The organism is Bradyrhizobium sp. STM 3843, assembly GCF_000239815.1.
Taxonomy (GTDB): Bacteria; Pseudomonadota; Alphaproteobacteria; order Rhizobiales; family Xanthobacteraceae; genus Bradyrhizobium.
Window position 1 is genome coordinate 40,712 of sequence record NZ_CAFK01000242.1, and the last position, 16,733, is coordinate 57,444.

The 16,733-nt window shown below is 57.9% G+C and carries 14 protein-coding genes; 7 read left to right on the top strand and 7 right to left on the bottom strand.

Going from position 1 to position 16,733, the window contains the following annotated elements:
* Positions 1–397: 397 nt before the first annotated feature.
* Entirely contained in the window at positions 398–982 is a 585-nt protein-coding gene (locus BRAS3843_RS24945) for a polysaccharide biosynthesis/export family protein (protein ID WP_008971867.1), read from the top strand.
* A gap of 58 nt (positions 983–1,040) precedes the next feature.
* Positions 1,041–2,474 carry an outer membrane beta-barrel protein gene (locus BRAS3843_RS24950; RefSeq protein WP_008971868.1) on the top strand — a complete coding sequence of 478 codons (1,434 nt, stop codon included), beginning with the start codon at positions 1,041–1,043 and terminating at the stop codon, positions 2,472–2,474.
* A 28-nt stretch (positions 2,475–2,502) separates the two neighbouring features.
* Here the strand turns inward: BRAS3843_RS24950 and BRAS3843_RS24955 are convergent, their stop codons facing one another.
* A complete protein-coding gene (locus BRAS3843_RS24955) occupies positions 2,503–3,315 on the bottom strand; it encodes a CpsD/CapB family tyrosine-protein kinase (protein WP_008971869.1) in 813 nt (270 codons plus the stop codon).
* A 19-nt stretch (positions 3,316–3,334) separates the two neighbouring features.
* Positions 3,335–4,711: a hypothetical protein gene (locus tag BRAS3843_RS24960; protein ID WP_139024964.1), complete on the bottom strand. Its 1,377-nt coding sequence runs from the start codon at positions 4,709–4,711 to the stop codon at positions 3,335–3,337.
* A 320-nt stretch (positions 4,712–5,031) separates the two neighbouring features.
* On the opposite strand from BRAS3843_RS24960, the gene BRAS3843_RS24965 reads away from it, so the two are divergent.
* From BRAS3843_RS24965 to BRAS3843_RS24975, 3 genes are all read left to right on the top strand, one after another.
* On the top strand, positions 5,032–5,874 hold the full coding sequence (locus BRAS3843_RS24965) for an AAA family ATPase (RefSeq protein ID WP_008971871.1): 843 nt from the start codon (positions 5,032–5,034) through the stop codon (positions 5,872–5,874).
* A gap of 93 nt (positions 5,875–5,967) precedes the next feature.
* Positions 5,968–7,275, top strand: a complete 1,308-nt coding sequence (locus BRAS3843_RS24970) for an ATP-grasp domain-containing protein (protein ID WP_139024965.1) — start codon at positions 5,968–5,970, stop codon at positions 7,273–7,275.
* Positions 7,272–8,480, top strand: coding sequence for an NAD(P)-binding domain-containing protein (locus BRAS3843_RS24975; RefSeq protein ID WP_008971873.1), 1,209 nt, complete (start codon positions 7,272–7,274; stop codon positions 8,478–8,480). Before BRAS3843_RS24970 ends, BRAS3843_RS24975 begins: the two co-directional genes overlap by 4 nt.
* Here BRAS3843_RS24975 and BRAS3843_RS24980 read toward each other — a convergent pair.
* On the bottom strand, positions 8,470–9,312 hold the full coding sequence (locus tag BRAS3843_RS24980; RefSeq protein ID WP_008971874.1) for a hypothetical protein: 843 nt from the start codon (positions 9,310–9,312) through the stop codon (positions 8,470–8,472). The genes BRAS3843_RS24975 and BRAS3843_RS24980 overlap by 11 nt on opposite strands.
* Before the next feature lie 366 nt (positions 9,313–9,678).
* On the opposite strand from BRAS3843_RS24980, the gene BRAS3843_RS24990 reads away from it, so the two are divergent.
* A complete protein-coding gene (locus BRAS3843_RS24990; protein ID WP_244425464.1) occupies positions 9,679–10,506 on the top strand; it encodes a thioesterase domain-containing protein in 828 nt (275 codons plus the stop codon).
* Positions 10,507–10,677: 171 nt separating this feature from the next.
* Entirely contained in the window at positions 10,678–11,520 is an 843-nt protein-coding gene (locus BRAS3843_RS24995) for a TIGR04325 family methyltransferase (RefSeq protein ID WP_008971876.1), read from the top strand.
* 83 nt (positions 11,521–11,603) lie between these two features.
* Here BRAS3843_RS24995 and BRAS3843_RS25000 read toward each other — a convergent pair whose 3' ends face one another.
* From BRAS3843_RS25000 to BRAS3843_RS25015, 4 genes are all read right to left on the bottom strand, one after another.
* On the bottom strand, positions 11,604–12,488 hold the full coding sequence (locus BRAS3843_RS25000) for a thioesterase domain-containing protein (protein WP_083841429.1): 885 nt from the start codon (positions 12,486–12,488) through the stop codon (positions 11,604–11,606).
* A 135-nt stretch (positions 12,489–12,623) separates the two neighbouring features.
* The gene (locus BRAS3843_RS25005; protein ID WP_008971878.1) at positions 12,624–13,547 is read right to left on the bottom strand and encodes a cupin-like domain-containing protein; all 924 of its coding nucleotides are present in this window, start codon (positions 13,545–13,547) and stop codon (positions 12,624–12,626) included.
* 50 nt (positions 13,548–13,597) lie between these two features.
* A complete protein-coding gene (locus BRAS3843_RS25010; protein WP_050886517.1) occupies positions 13,598–14,845 on the bottom strand; it encodes a WecB/TagA/CpsF family glycosyltransferase in 1,248 nt (415 codons plus the stop codon).
* Between the two features lie 291 nt (positions 14,846–15,136).
* Positions 15,137–16,447, bottom strand: a complete 1,311-nt coding sequence (locus tag BRAS3843_RS25015) for a hypothetical protein (RefSeq protein WP_139024966.1) — start codon at positions 16,445–16,447, stop codon at positions 15,137–15,139.
* Positions 16,448–16,733: the final 286 nt, after the last annotated feature.

A 16,733-nucleotide genomic window follows, 5' to 3' on the forward strand; every position in this document is an offset into this window, starting at 1 on the left:
TAGGTTAGAGCGAGTTTTTTCTTGGCGTTCGATCTGGGAAGCGGGGCTGCTGCTGCAAGCTGGTCGGCCAGGTACGCGGCAGTCCTTTGCCACCGGCTGTGCGGTGAATGCTACGTTGCACAACGGAGGCGCGGCGGGCCTACAGGAGCCGGCCCTGATCCGATCCGCCGATGGCGTTAAGGAGGCGTTCTCGGATCGGCGATATCCTGTACGAGGAATTCCGGAAAGCTCCGTATTTTCCCGGATATCGATGCCGCGGCGCGGGAATCCGATTTCCATTTGGAATTGTTGCTGAATTGATACAGCTTTGGACGAGGCGCCGTTTTAGACTACGGCTGTATCGCGGCGAAGTACCACTTCCAAAATTCCTAACGATTTCAGAAAGCTGAGTTGCTCGATGATTGCGAGATCGATCAGAAGCCTAGTATTCTTGGCGGCCGCACTGGGACTCGCGGGCTGCTATACAGATTATGGGCCGGTCGAGCTCGAAACCAGGCCCGTTTCCTTGGCTAATTCGGCGGCGCCGACCCGGTTGCATCCGGGCGACAAGGTCAGGGTCACGGTTTACGGCGAGGAAGGCCTCACGGGGGAATACGAGGTCAATCCCGCCGGCTCTATCTCCATGCCGCTCATCGGCCAGATTAGAGCCGCGGGTCGGAGCCAAGGCGAACTTGAGCGGGACATCGTCGGCCGTTACCGGGGTGGCGGATTCCTCCAGGACCCGCATGTCACCGTCGCGATAACTCAATTCAAGCCGTTTTACATCCTGGGCGAGGCCACAAATCCTGGAGAATACCCGTTCAGGAGTGGGCTCACCGTTCACTCGGCGGTCGCAATGGCTGGTGGATTTACTTACAGGGCGAGCCGCTCTGTCGTTCTGATCCGGCACACCGGCGAGGAGATCTGGAAGGAGTATCCTCTCAGCGAGCCTGTGCCGATCGTGCCGGGAGATCTCATTCGGATTCCCGAACGATATTTTTAAGCAGTATGGGCCTAGTCTTCCCCCAGTGTAGAGGCGTGGCGATAAGGTCCGATGAACGATGCGCCTAGGCGGATTCAATCAGGCGGGAAGCCGCATCCGCGTGCTGGCAAGCGCGATCGTCCTCTTGGTCTCTACGCAGTTCTCGTTCGCGCAAACACCATCTTCGGCGCTGGTTTCTCCGGCGTCGGAAGGTCCCGCGCCCCCTCCACTTGACGTCGCGGCCAGCCGACTGCCCGCGAAGGACCCCAACGCCATCTCGATTGAGGGCTGGCGGCTGTATCCCACGTTGCGGGTGTATTCGCTCTATTCAGACAACCTGTTTTTCGGCACCAGCCCCCGAACCTCGGTCGGCGGTTTCGGCGTCACGCCTGGGATCGTTGCGGAGTGGACCAACGGGATTCACACGACGACCCTTTATGGAAATCTTGATCGGCAAACCTATCCCACGAACAACCAGATCGACACGTTGGATGGACGTGCCGGCTTCACTCAGCGCTATGAAGCGCTGCGAGACCTGATCTTCACCTTCAATGGAAATTTTGCTCATCAGACCTGGGCGACGAGCTTGCAAAGCTCGATTCAGACACCAAGCGCAGCTCCTGTGAGCACGGTTCTTCCGAACGGTGACATACGGCTTCCGAACAATACGACCATTTCGCCGATCACCGGACAGGTGACAGGGCAGGCAACGACAGCGGGCGGCAGCAACGTTCCACTCAACGTCAATCCCTACAACCAGTACACAACCACGCTGTCGGTGGATAAAATATTCAACCGCGGCATTCTCTCGCTCAGCGGATCGTCCAATCGGACCGACTACGAAGTCCAGACTGCACTCAGTACCCGCAGCCAGACCTACACCGAGAACGCTGCTTTCTGGCTCGGGCCGGCAGTGTTTGCCTATTCGAACGGCTCGTTCGGAACTGTGACGACCGATGCCACCTCGGTATCGACGACCTCGTACAGGGCCATCGGCGGGTTTGGCACAGACCAGATCAGTCTATTTCGCGGCTCGATCTATTTCGGCCACCAGGGATCTGAAGGTGGTGGGTCCTCGGCGAGCGGTGATGTGTATGGGGGAACGATCGCCTACTACCCGAGCCAAAAGCTCACACTGACGGGCGCGTTCGACCGGACGATCAACATCGCCGGCACTGGCGCGGCTTCAAACCTTGCTCTTGCACTTCCTGGCCTGACGGCCGTTCAGGTTCCGTTGAGCGCGTCAACGCGGATTTCATCAGCGACGCTGCAGGCGAGCTATGAAATCTCTCAAACCTGGTTCACGATCTGGCAAGTTGGACAAACCTGGATTGATTACGTCGGAAGTACCAGACGAGATCGGTCCCTCATCTTTGATGCGCAGCTTCGTTATGACATTTGGCGAGACATGTCGATCACGTGGGAATATCGCTATCGGAGCGTGGACTCGACTTTCCCGGCCGTGAGCACCACAAGCAACACGGCTACGGTCGGGGCCACCTACCGATTCTGAAGGCTCTGTTGAGCGGCCCCGCGCGCAATCAATAATAGGCGAACGTGTTGTTGGACTGTGGGACCTTGTTGAGAACGACCCGCACGATGTCCGAGTTCTCCAGATACTTCTTGCAGTCTTCAATCTCCGAAGTCTTCGTGGTGCCTACTGCAGCGACCAGCAAGACGCAGTCGATCTGAGGCAGGATCGAGATCACGTCATGTCCGGCCAGCATTGGCGGGAGGTCGACGATGGTGATGCGAGATCGCTCGTAGCCCGCCACGTCCTGCAGCAGCTTCTTCAGAGCGAGCGAACTGCTCAAATCCGAGGAATTGACGCTCGTCGTCGTCGGCATGACCTCGAGCCGAGTGCTGCCAATCCGGACCTGAACCATCGCATTGTGAAGCTCCGAACGACCTTCCAGGACGCTGGTGACGCCGTGACCGGACTTCAAGCCAAGACTTGTTGCGATCTGCGGCCTGCGGAAATCCAGGTCAACCAGGCAGACCTCGCGATCCGCCTGGCGCGCGATGCTCATGGCGAGATTGAGGGCGGTAAAGGTCTTGCCACAGCTCGGCGTAGGCGAGGTCACCGCGAGAATCCGCCAGCCTTTCAGGTCCATTGATCGCAAGACCTCGGCGCGCAAGAGGTCAAACGGGCGGGCGGCGACATCCTTTCCGTCGTGCGCGAGGATGCGATGCTTCTGCAGATGGGCTGCGTTCAACTCGACGCTGCTCAGGCTTGCCGAGCGAAACGGAGAAATGTCGGTCAAAGGATGCCGTCGATAGACGTCAGACGCACCGACGCCATGACTTTCTGCGCTCAATTTGGCCCGCTCGACGGCCTGTCGAATGCTTTCCATGTCGATTCTCCCGCCTGCTTCAACCCTGACCGGTTGCGGACAACAAAAAGAGTGCGCTTCGGGCCTTCTCTAGCCAAGAGATGTCGATCGGCATGTTGAACGCGATCGCAGCGACCAAGCCGGCCCAGGCGGTGAGAAGAACGAGGATGCTCAGCAAGCCGACGGCAAAGCGCAGCCGTGATCGGAACACGTCCCAGGGCGTTCTGAGATACGGGATGCATACGATGAGGGGGCCTGAAATGACCGCGGACAGCTGGCCGCGAGTACGGATCGTTCCGCTTAGTAATTCGGTACCGATCGCGAAACCAACCCCGAGCGCTGCCGCAGCCGCAAACGCAAGACCCACCAGTTTCAACCGGTTCGACTTGACCGGCTTTTGCGGTAGCGACGGTGCTTCGATCAACTGCAGGCGTTCGGAGTGCTCCTGTTGATCAAGTTTTTCGCTGAGGCGGGCATTCGACAACTTGCCATTGGCTTCGGCGAGGCGTTTCTCAAGCGTATCGCGCTGGCGTTTAAGGCCTTCGATGTCGTCGTCTGCTGCTTGAGTCTCGACCGCAGATGCGGGGAGCGGCTGACTGGCGACCTTCTCCATCGCGGCGATACGCTTTTTCAGCGAAACAACGGCCGGATGAGCATCGGAGTAAATAGACACTTTTTGGGCCAGCTCCAGCTTCAAGGCTGACAGAGCGGCGGCCTGTGTTTTTTGTTGCTCCGAAATTTCAGGAACGGCTTCTCGCGGCCGCCGTGAGGCCTCAACGATTTGCGCTTGCGTCGACGACAGCTTGTCCTGGATGTCCTTGGTTTCCTCGGTCAGAAGCTTGACCATCTCCGTTGCCCGGCTGGTCCGCGACCGTTCGTCTTCGCTGATGATCAGGGTGACAAATTCGTTTGCCACTTTCATTGCGATTTCTGGATCGTCGTACTCGAAAGCGACTGTAAAAGCCGTAATGGGTGTGTTCTGCCGCGCCTGACCTTCAATGTCCGCCGGCTTGATGATGAGGTGCTGCCGCATCAGATCGGCAATGCCGGACTGGTCCTGGAACAAGCCATATTTCTTGGCAACCAGAAGGAGGTTGTCTCTGGTGATTACCCGCTGCTGGATGAGCTGAACCCGCTCGTTTCCGTTTCCGGAGATGACGGGTTTGACGAAGTCTGCAGCAATCCCGGACGATTCGACGAGGATTTTGCCCTCAGACAAATAGTTCGGGCGCACAAACGTAATCGCAATCAAGCCCAGCACCGAGACCAGGCCAAACGGTATGAGAAAATAAAAAAAGCGTCTTTTGAAAATATCTAGATAATAACTTAATTCTAATTGTTGTGACGGACCGGCGCCTGAAATCTCGCTCGGTCGATAATTATGATCTGGGCCTAGCGTTTGCAGCACTGCCGTCACCTCGATAAGGTCTGTCCGGCCCCCGGCGTTTCGCGGGATCGAAGAGGGCCGCTGTGAAGCCCATTAAGTCATTGGAACTGTACAATATCTAGTCCACGTTGCAAGAAAAATTCAATTGATGATTAATTTCGCAGGTAGCAGAATATTAGCGCGACATTGCGTCGCGACAATAGATTGGCGACCTTATCTATTCGAAATTGGGGCGTCGAAATCGGTGCAATCTTGGTCTGGCTTAATATTAATCATCGGAAGAATTTCCCTTCCTGCCGGCCATCGTCTATTGATGCCTTGAGCATAGAGCATGCTAGTAAGGCCTTCCAATGTATGAGGCATTTTATGGGCTACGCGAGAAGCCCTTCTCGATCTTGCCAGATCCGGATCTGATCTACTGGTGCGAGAATCACAGGTTTGCATTTGCAATGCTTGAATTCGGCGTCATGAATAGCGCCGGATTTACCGTCATTACTGGCGAAATAGGCTGCGGCAAAACAACTTTAGTGCGATATCTGCTGAGTAAACTGGATCAGCACGTCACGGCATGCCTGATCTCGAATACTCCGCGCGCCCATGATGGTCTGCTTCCGTGGATCCTCATGTCCCTGAATCTGCCCTTCGAAGGCACTCACCCGGCGCTTTTCAAGCACCTGCAGCGCTTTCTGCATGATCAAGCCGCCAAAGATCAACGAACGATCCTCATCATCGACGAGGCGCAGAATTTGGGCTCCGAGGCGCTCGAGGAGCTTCGGATGCTGTCGAATATCAACACCGACAAGCAGCAGTTCCTTCAGATCATCCTCGTCGGCCAGCCGCAATTGAAGGAGCTGCTCGCGGCGCCGCAGCTGCTCCAATTTGCTCAGCGCATTTCGTCGGACTTTCACCTGCGGCCCCTAAATCCGGACGAGGTCACCGAGTACATCGATTTCCGGTTGAAAGCGGTCGGGGCAGAGCACAATCTGTTCTCAAAGGGTGCGTGCAAGATCATCGGCGAAACCAGTCACGGAATTCCGCGCACCGTGAACATCATTTGCGACACGGCGCTGGTCTATGGATTTGCTGCAGGACTTTCGTCAATTGACGAGGCTACGGTCAAGGCGGTGATCCAGAACAAGGCCGAATTCGGGGTGCTGCCGTTTGGAATGGGGCACGCCGACGCGTCATTATGAAATAAAGGGCCTTCATAAGGGGCCTTCGCTACCGTTGAACGAATAACGATCTGAGGGAACTCACTTGTAAGCCTTGGGGGCAGGCAAGATAAGTTGAGTAGAAAAGTACCATCGGTGCTGTTGGCCTCGGCGGCCATGGGCGGAACCATCGCAGCGGTGCGTGGTCTCGCTCGCGAAGGCGTGGAGGTTCGGGTCGTCTCCAGCGGACGCTTCGCGCCTGCGGCGTGGTCCCGATACGCGGCTCGCGCCTACGCAGCGCCGTCCGAAAAGAGTACAGAGAAGTTTCTGCAACGTTTGGTTGCTATTGGTTCCGAGGCACCTGGCCAGGTGCTGCTGCCGACGTCGGACGAAACCGCTTGGCTATACGGCACGCATGCGGATGAGCTGGGTCGGCACTTCCGGATGTATTCGGTCTCCGCCGAGATTTTGAATCGCGCGCTCGACAAGAGGCTGTTTGCGGACGCGGCCCATGGCGCCGGGCTCAACGTTCCGCCAACCTGGTATCCGGCGGATCTGAACGACGTTGCGCGTTTGGCGCCCGCGCTCGACTATCCGATTCTGATCAAGCCGCGCACGCATGTTCGTCGCTTAAGAAATGACAAAGGTGCGGTGGTTCGCACCGCGCAGGAGCTCATCAGCGAATACAAGCTCATTATCGCGCGCGAGGGATTGTCCGGATCCGAGGCGCCGCTCCCCTCCAGCCATTGGCCGATCCTGCAAAAATTCCTTCCGGTCGGCGCGGAGGGCGTTCTATCCATCAGCGGGTTCCTAGATCGAACCGGGGAGTTCTTTGTTGCGCGTACGACGCGCAAGGTATTCCAGCGGTCGCAGCCGGTCGGTGTTGGCGTATGTTTTGAAGCGCTTCCGCAGGACCGTGCGTTGACGGAGGCTGTCCATGCGCTTTGCAGGCGGCTGGGCTATTTTGGAATATTTGAGGTCGAGTTCATTCGCTCGGAAGGCAATTGGTACGCGATCGATTTCAATCCGCGGCTATTCAATCAGTTAGGGATGGATATCAGGCGGGGCATGAACACGCCGCTGTTCGCCTATCTTGATGCGACGGACAATCGCGCTTTGCTCCGAGAGCGAATTGCGAGGGCGCAAGTCGAAGACAATGAGAAGATCGTCTTTTTCGATCGGTTTACGCTGCGCGCAATTCTGCTTGCACAGCGATTCAGCGGCCGAATATCGCACGACGATCTCGGCAAGTGGCGTGCGTGGCTGAAAGAGAACGAGTTCAACGGGGTCGATTTCGCTGAAGACGCAAGCGATCCCGTTCCAGCCATCCTTCATGCGCTGGACGAAATATACTTGGGACTCAAAGCTCTTCCGCGCTTCCTGCGCAACACGCCGCGAGTTTCTTCGATCGCTGATCCGAATTTGATGAAGAGGCGGACGTGAGCGTGATACCGGTGGCAATCATTGGAGCGGGACCTTACGGCCTGTCGCTTGCGGCACATCTCGCAGCCCTCAAGATAGAGCATCGGATCTTCGGCCGTCCGATGCAATTCTGGTCCAACGTCGCGGCCGCCGGCGGCGATCGCTTCTTGCGGACATACTGTTTCGGCACCAATATTTCGACGCCGCGTTCCGGCTTCACGTTTGCCGACTACAGCGGACCACGCGGACTCGAAACGTTCGAGCCATGTTCGATCGGCGATTTCGTCGGTTATGGGCAGTGGTTTCAGCAGGCCAATGTGCCCTGGGTCGAGCCCGTGGACGTTGCGCAGGTGAGCGGGGCGCCGCATTGTTACAAGCTGAGGCTTGCCGACGGCACAGAGTTGAGGGCCGAGCACGTCGTGGTCGCTATCGGCTTGAACGGCTTTGCCCATGTTCCGGTCGCGCTCACGTCCCTGGCGCCGGGCCTTGCGGCTCATACATCCGAGATCAGCAGCTTCACGTCGTTTAAGGGACGAGAGGTCGCGGTCATCGGTGCAGGACAGTCAGCGCTGGAAGCCGCGGCTCTGCTGTTGGAAGCGGGCGCTCAACCATCTCTTCTCGTACGCGAGCAATCGGTGGACTGGATGAGCCGGGTCGCACAGAAGCGCAGCCTGTGGCGGCGCTTGCGGTCACCGATATCAGCTCTCGGAAGCGGTCCTGTTGCGTGGACGCTCGCGCATTTTCCGGGCGCCATGTATCACCTTCCAGACGCGGCGCGAGCGCGGATATTCAAGAACTATTTGACCCCCGGGGGAGCCTGGTGGCTCCGGGACCGGATCGAGAACCGGCTTCCGGTTCACGTGGGGACCACGGTCGAAGGGGCTCGCGAGACAAATGGCCGTGTCGTCCTTCGTCTCCACATCGACAATGCTGGAGACCAGAGCGTCCGCGAGATGACCGTCGATCACGTCATTGCGGGTACCGGCTATGATATCGATGTCGAGCGGCTTTCCTTCCTCGATCCGGATCTGCGCAAGTCGATCCAGCGTCTTGGGCGTGCGCCGAGAGTGAACGCGAGGTTTGAGACCTCGATGCCCGGGCTCCATGTGATCGGTCCGGCGTCCGCGATGAGCTTTGGGCCGCTCTTTCGTTTCGTGGCGGGATGTGAATATGCATCGCAGGCTGTCTCGGCGCAGCTCGCGTCACGCCGCAAGGCTATGGCTTGATTTCGGCGGCCGTCGCTTCGATCGAATCGAATATCCAGTAAGTGTAAGGTGCGTAAGCATCCATGAAGAACGGCGTTACGCCGTGCGCGCGCTCGCAAAAACGCTGGGATCTTAGGATCACGGCCGCGGCCGCACGAATTGTCTCCGGCAGGCTTCCCGAGATGACCAGGCGCATCGGCCTCCGGTTCAATTCATTGGCCCTGACAAGCGCGGGAATAAACCGCTCCCATATGTCGACGGTGAACGGGTTGAAGCAGTAAATGAGCAGGGGATTGCCCGATGGCAGATCCACCGTGGTTGCGTCGACATTGATGATGGCCCATTCGGCGGGCCTGCGGCCAGAAAATCGGACGAGGTTTTGGTCCGCCACACGGCAAAGCAACGGCGCGAACTCGATGCCCTGAACTCTGTCGAATCCGAATTGAGCGGCGAGCATGACGACGCGCCCTTTGCCGCAGCCGATATCGACGAACGTAAAATCCTTCCAGTTTGCGGGAAAGAACTGCGAGAGATATGCAAAGGCCCTCGGCGACGTCGATACAGACGCGTAGCCGCTTGCCTTGTTCGGCCCAATAACATCCACGTTGTCCAGGTCGATCTGGCCCGAAGTATCAACGCCGTATTTGCGATCCCATCGTTTGCCGAGCAACGAGCAGATCTGATAGCGTCCCTGGCGAACGATGAATGCGATCGTTCCCCGCAGTCCGACCTCGCGCATCTTTGCGAGCAGCCCGCTGAGGCCATGCTCACGCAGGAACTCGACAAGGCGCTGACGTCGGGATGCCCAGCGATCCTTGGCCTGCAACTCGGCGTCGAGGTGGTTGAATTTCATCTCAGGGCCCATACGCCGCGGTGATGGTTCTGATGCCGGAGGTTAGGGACAGCCGCTGCCTGCTCACCTGCCCATGCTCCGATCTGTCCATGCTTCGGTCAATCGCGGCAACCATTACGGCAGACGACGCGATATAACGTGTCGCTCGGGCTCCGGCTGCCGCGCCGAGCCCTCTCCTGCCACGAGCGGTCAGGCGCTTGACCATTATACAACGGAAAATCTGGATTTAAGTATAATAAGGAGAGGGATAATTCTCTGCTATTTGCAGATCGGCGGCTCTCGTATAACTGGGATGCCCGCCCCTCGGGTTGCCGGACCGTAATGTGCGCCGGTATTTGCGGGACGGTTCGAATCCGCCGATTGTTCATGAGCATGACAGCCTCATCGTCTCCAATCATCTTTCTGTCGGGTGCGGGCGGCGGTGCTCCGGACTTGAATGTGTTTCGGGATGGTGCTGACGACAATACGCGGATTGAAGTCATCCGCTATCCGGATTGGCGGCACTACGTCGTTAATCAATTGTCTGCCGATACGCTTATCAAAGAACTCGCCGAACAGATATTGGCCAAGGTGCCGCAAGGACCTATTCGGATGGTAGGCCTGTCGATTGGCGGGCATTTCGCCTACGGAATTGGACTTCACCTGCGGGCCAGGGGGCGCGAGATCGCAGGATTTTGCGCCATCGACTCGTTCATGTTTGTTTCGATCGCGCCGTCGGCTCAGTGGAAGAAGCGTGCCCTCGAGCAGGGGTTTGAGCTCCTGCGTAAGCGGCGCTTTGGCGAATTCGCCGATTTTCTGCGCTCGAAGTTTTGGCGCGCCTGGATCAGACTCGTCGGCGATCGTTTGCCGTTATTTCTTCGTGCCCTCGCTTCGGCAAGATGGTTGCCGTCAGTTCTGACCTCTGATCCCGTCGTCGAGGGGGAGTTGAGCATGCGAATGCTCGTTCGTACGACGGCGCCATGGCTTGCGGATCTCGACCGGACGCCGGTCCCGCTCGAGGTCCCGGCCGTCCTGCTGAGGACCGCGCTTGCCCAAGGCGACGACGCCGCATGGCGGCTGCGCTGTCCGAATATCAGGATCTTGGAGATACCCGGACACCATCACAACTTGTTTGATCCCGAAAACGTTGGTGCCTTGCACGAGGCGTTCATCGCCGCAACTGAGGAGTGGCGAGCCGGGCATCGCGTTGATTAGCGAGGGGAGCGTAGGGTCGTGACCGACGAGGCGTTCGCAAAGATGCCGTGGGTTGACGCTGCAACTTGTTCGAGTGGGGGAACGTGGATATTCTACGTACCACGCTGCAGGCGAGGCGACGCGAATAGTCGAGTGAATTTCCTGAGTCCGTACCGGTAAATCGAGAGTCGAGTGGATCCGCTGTTGAGACGTTTTCGCCTTATTCAGATTCAGTATTGTTCGCGCATTTTGCGCGGCGTCTGCGGCGTTCCGGCTGGGTTTGCCGCTGTCCGGGCCGTGCGGAAGCTCCCGCTGGTCAGAGATATCATCAATGCGCTCGTCGGCTATAACCGGCCGTTTCTCACATTACAGGACGCAACTGCCGCCATCGCCGGATATGAGGGCGGTGGACATCACAACTCCTCTTATCTTTCAGTCAAGATTCCGGAGGCCGAGAAGCCTCGTCCTGGAGACTATGCCGCGCTGTTTCACCTGGAGAGAGTGGCCTCCGAGGTGCATCGCGTGTTTGACCTCGGCGGCAGCGTAGGAAACCTCTTCTACTGCTATTCGAAACAGCTGCATTTTCCATCAGACCTACGCTGGACCGTGTTCGATCTGCCCGAGACGAACAAGATCGGCGCAGAGCTGGCGAGATCCATCCAGGAAGAGCGCCTGCATTTCACTGATCAGCTGATGGATGCGGATGGATATGATGTCTTCATCAGTTCTGGCTCGCTGCATTATTTTCAGCAGCCGCTTGCTGATATTCTTGCGCCTCTGGCCGTGAAACCGCGATATGTCATCGTCAATCGGGCTCCGCTGGTCGACGTTCCATCCCTTGCGACCATCCAGGATGGCGGGAGCTATCGGCTCGCGTGCATGCTCCACAATCGGGCTGGCCTGATCAAGGGAATGGAGCAGTTGGGCTATGTGCTCGTCGACAGCTGGGATATCCGGGAACGTTCAGTGATGATCCCTTGCTATCCGGATATGTCAGCCAAAACCTACTCCGGGCTCTTCTTTCGCAAGGCCTGAAAGCCCGCGCATACCGGCCGACATCACCTCGGCGCAGCCGGATCTCCGAGGGCGATTTCGAGCCGTCGCTTCGCTGGGTTCGTTCACGAGCCGGGGGATCCCGCAAGGCGCGGGATAATCTCATCCATGACTACACGAACCTGCGGCCGATTCATCATCTGGCCATGCTCCGCCTGCAAGAACTGCACCTCGACTCCGGCCGTAGCGCATACGTGCCAGCCGACAGTCTTGTCCTTCAGCTTCTTGTCGACCGGATCATCCGGGCGAATTAGCAGAAAGCGCTTAGCGTAGGGCCGGGGAGAGAATCCGCTCAACACGGAATTGACTTCGATGTTCTTCATGCTCGCGGGCGCCGGCTGATTGGCTCGCCGGAAGAGCAGGCCATTGAGGCGCCATACCAGCCCCTTGACACGCTTGCCCAAGAATTCCTGCAGGCCACCGAGCAGATCGTCGACCCGGCCACTGCGGAGAAACCGGGCGTATTTTTTGAGGCGGTCGAGATAGCGCATCCCGCGATACTTGATCAGCTGCGGCTTTGGCAGATTGCGAACGAATTCCGGGTGCCAGGTATCGATCAGCGCAAGCAGGGTGACCTCTTCGCCCTGCTCCGTCAACAATCTCGCAACTTCATACGCCAGCAAGCCCGCATTGGAGTAACCCAGAATCTGATAGGGGCCGTGAGCCTGGATCTTGCGGATATCGCGCAGAAAGTCGATCGCCAGCTGCTCGGTCGTTGGAAAGCTGGCATCACTGCTCAGCTTCGAGAAATACAGGTCGTAGACCGGCTGATCTAGAGGCAGCATATCGACGAATTCGCGGCCTCCGGGGGGAGCCGGAAATACGCCGAAAAGGGCAGGGCGCGTCCCGGTCGCACGTATCACGTCGGTGAAAGGAATGTCGTGCGGCTCCGGGCTTGAGAAGCCTGGTGTGACTGCCGCACGGGAATGGGCGTTTGAAGACGACTGCATCTTGAAAGGTCTGGTCTGCTTGCGGACTCTCGAGAGTGCCCGACTTTACGGGCGCTCTGTCATTTGCGTGGCATATTTGGCGTTCGCCGAACAATCGCGGGATTTGGCGCTCCGGCCAGTGTCAGTCACCCGATATCAATTCCAAATCCGGTCTCCGCGATGGTGGCCACGAACAACGCGCCGGGCAGCCAATGCGCAGGTCATGGCAAACGACTTGGCGGCATCTCGCATCTTGTGCGCACCAGGAGCCGATGGCGTCACGCCGAGGCGCCGCAGGAAGTAATTGGACCGGTAGACGTTCGCTCGCATCGAGTCCAAGAACTGAAAGTTCACGCTGAGCGACACCGAGATGTTGTCGTCGTTCTGGATCCAATGCGGAAAATTGACGGGTATGTGGACTCCGTTTCCCGGTGCCAGGCGATAGGACTTGGCTCTGTCCTGATAGTTTTGCCTGAAGACCGGAGCGTTGTTGTCGACAGCCCAGAACCGCTCAACCTCCTCCTCAGGAAGGACGTCCTTATCGTCTCGATCGAAAATGTGGATCGTCTTGGTCCCGGCAATCTGGAGCAGGAAGTTGCATTCCCGGTCGATGTGGTATGGCGTGACCCGCCGCGGCGACGTCACGAAAATGATGATGTCCTCTTGGCGGATCTTGGATTCGACGTCCTCACCGGCGATGGCTTTGATCTCTCGAAGGCCGTCCTCAAAAAGAGCCTTGTATTCCGGGTCGCGCTGGGCGTGTCGGAAGATAAACCAAGCGTCCGAGCTCTCCAGTTGCTCAAGGGCTTGGATCGCCGAGAACTTCGCCTTTGGGATCTCGTCCCAGCGCTGTCCGGTTCGAACCTTGCCCATATCGTAATAAAGATCGTCGGGACGAGACTTTATCGTGCGTTCGGCCAGCTCCAGGAGCTTCGGCAGTTTCAGGAGCGGATGCGCCGAAAGCCGATGGGAGACTTCGAAACTTTCGCGATCGAACTTTGCGCGGGCGGCTTCCTTGTCGACGGCGATCCACGTGCCTTGCGTATCCCTGGTCGTCTCAGAAAGAGGTCTGTCTAACATGGTCTTAACGCCCCTGGTGGTCTATTCGGTTTTACCTTTTCTGAAGCAGATCAAACAGCCCGGCTGCCGGCTGCTTGCATCGGTGCAGACGCGGCGAAGCCCTCTAGCTCATTAGTGAGCAGGAAGCCGACTTCGTTCAATCGGAACAGCCGCTTAATTCTGCCTGGTACTTGATCGAACGAGAGCTGACAGCCACGAAGCTTAAGCTCTTTGCGCAACATCAACAAGAGACCGAAGAAGCGCATGTCGATATAGCGAACGCCGCCCAGATTGATAATAACGTCCTTGCTCGTCGAGATCGCTTCGTTAAGGAGCGGCATGATGGTCGATACGTTGCGCTCTGTGGCGCTGCCATCGAGACGGAGCGTGACAGCTCCATCATTCGAGGTACGCGTGACTTGCAGCTGGCCTTCGGCGGCAGGCCTTATGCGCTGCAATTGTGTAATGACTAGCAATGGCAGTACCCGAGTGACCAGCAGGCGGGCAAAAACAAGGCCGTCGTCACGATACCGCCGCCAAAGGACGCGCTCTTCCTTGATCCGCCAAAGCCATTCAAAGCCTAGTTCCCGAAATATCGTCGGCGCACGTTTCACGGTCCCGGCCTGAAAATTGATTGCCGCCCCCAGGTGTGAGCGTACCGGGATCGTGAGCCGGTCATGGTTTCGCTGCAGCCAGAGTTGCCCCTTCTTGGCACCGAGGGAGACGATCAGGAAGTCGGCGTCACTCTCGTTCACGGAAGCGATGACGTCATCCGTGCTCATCTCGGCGAGGTCACAAAAGCCAGGATCCAGCGTACCGACGCACAGGAGATCGCCATGCCGGTCGTTGAGGCGGCACGCGGCCGTCGCCGCGATCCCCGGAGCGCCTCCGAACAGGAAAGCCGTCAGCCGGCGCTCGGTCTGCTTACGGAGGCTCAGCGCATCGAGCAGATCGGCCCCTGCCGCTCTCTTGCGGATGGGCAGCCCGAGCAGACGAGCGATCCAGATAATTGGTTTCCCATCCGGCGGGCAGGCATCGCTGTCCAGCACTGACTCCCTGAACTCGGTGTCTGAGAGGCTGGAGGTAAGGAAGTTCAGATTTGGGGTGGAGACGAGCAATCTCGATCGATTTGCCGCCGCTGCATCAATAAGGCGGACGAGATCCGGTAACTCAATGGCATCAATCGGCAGGCCGAGAATGCAGTAGACTTGCCGCGGAAGATTCGACGGCGCAATGGAGCTGACCGACATAGCCAGCGGACTGTCTGACTTGAAGCTGCGTCTCGCTGCAGCGACGGAAGCAGTTTCGTTATAACTCATGAAAATGGCCGTCCTGAACCCGCTTTAAAGTCAAAAACAGATTAAACCCTTGCGCTCGATATTTCCGCTTCTTTTTTGCATTATGATAATCCGCCGAAAAAGCGCTTTTTGTGGAATGAACCGCGGCGCGAGCCTTGCGCAGACTCATTTGCTTTCGGGAGAAAATCGGGGTCCTGCCGGATTTGTACGATTCTGGCGTAACTTAGCCGAGTGCCGGCCCTCGATCGGAGCGGCAAGGCTTCGATCTGCCGACGTAGAGTTCCGGCCGGCAATTAACGATATTTTTTACGGTTAATTTGATTTGGCAGGGTTTTGGCTCGGAGTAGGGGCCGGGAACTTCCGTCTCTGCAGCTCGGCCGCGACCTCCTTGGCAATCAAAGTATTGGCCATGACGCTATAGTGCCCGCCGCAGGGGAGGAGCGGCGCAAGCCAGGAAAGCCCATGGCGTTGATGGGTGAAGAGGACGCAAGGCGACTGGCCACTCAGTTCGTCAGTGAGGGGCGGGCCTAAGTCGAGGGTTTCGATCCCGGCGGCGCGCAACCTGTCGGCAAGCGGCGCGTATTCAAACTCGCCATGGAATGCCTTTTCCCGGAAGCTTGCCGTGCCGGGCAAGAAGACGATGAGGGGGCGCTGGCCTCGCGACTTGGCGACTTCGGCGAAGGATTGGCAGATTGCCGTCATGAGTTGCAGCGCGCCTGACGGATGTCGGACGTCGTAGAGCGGCCCCCACGGGGCGTACTGGGCAAGGGTGGCCACGAGGCGTGGCTTCATCAAGACCCGAACCAGCGTCACGGTGTATGGAAAGCTCGGCGTCACCGGTCCATCGCGGGTGTCGGGAAGGAAGTAGGAGTTTGGGAGCATCGCCGCTGGAGCGCGGTTCAGGCGAAGAAAGCCGTCGCGATCAAGAGCTGGCTGGGGGACCCATCGGAGGTGTCCGGGCGGATCGAGCAAGAACCGCCCTTTCACGGCCGTTGGAACAAGGGGCGCCCCGAGAAACGCGTCGTACTGCCCGATATTGTCCTCGATGTTGTTGGGATTGATACCGAGCAGCGCAATTGGCGACCTGTCATCGATCCGCAGAAAACGCAGGTAGGCTTGATCCGTCCCGTAGTTGCCGACGGCATAGTTATCGATACGGCACCCGAGGAGATGCGAGAGCTGCTCCACCCATCCCTTGTCATCAGGTGTTTCCGCACCCCCAACAAAGGAGTCGCCAAACGCAGCGCCACAGGAGCGCAAGCCTGACGGGAATTCCCGATTTTCCTTGGCGCCGGACGCGCGATATCCGCCAATCTCGGGGTCGATGATCGTCCCCTGGTCGTCCCAATTGCGGCCGGCTTCCTGAAGATCCGGATCCCAAAGGGGCCGGCCAACGCCTATCCGGTCAACGTACAGGCAAATCGCCGCCGAGGCGCCCTCGACCAGCAGGATGGCTATGGAAGCGATGGCCAGCCGCCGCCACGTCGCCTTCGATCGGATGATGTCATTGAACTTCATGACTTCGTTGATATTGATCTTGGAAAATCGTCGGTTTGTCGAAACAAGGATCGCATACGCTCTCCCTGAATATCGCAATTTGATCGATTTGTAGCACCGCAGCAAAGTCCGCCATCAAAATAGATCCAAGACCCTCATGGGCGGCCCAGGACCGCTCCTGACCGGGAGTGGTGTAAACCAATGTAAAATAAAGGATTTGAATAAGCCGAAGATGGGCTCGGTGACATTGAACTCGGGCCGATCCCGCAAGACAAAACCTTGAGGCCGAGGTGATGCTCCAGGATGCCCGTGCGCCTCATTGCAGGTTAACCAGCATCTCCGTTTGAGTATTTGCGGAAAATCAAGGAGGCTGACGGCGAGAGGGTTTTGATATAATTGGAAACGATTAGGA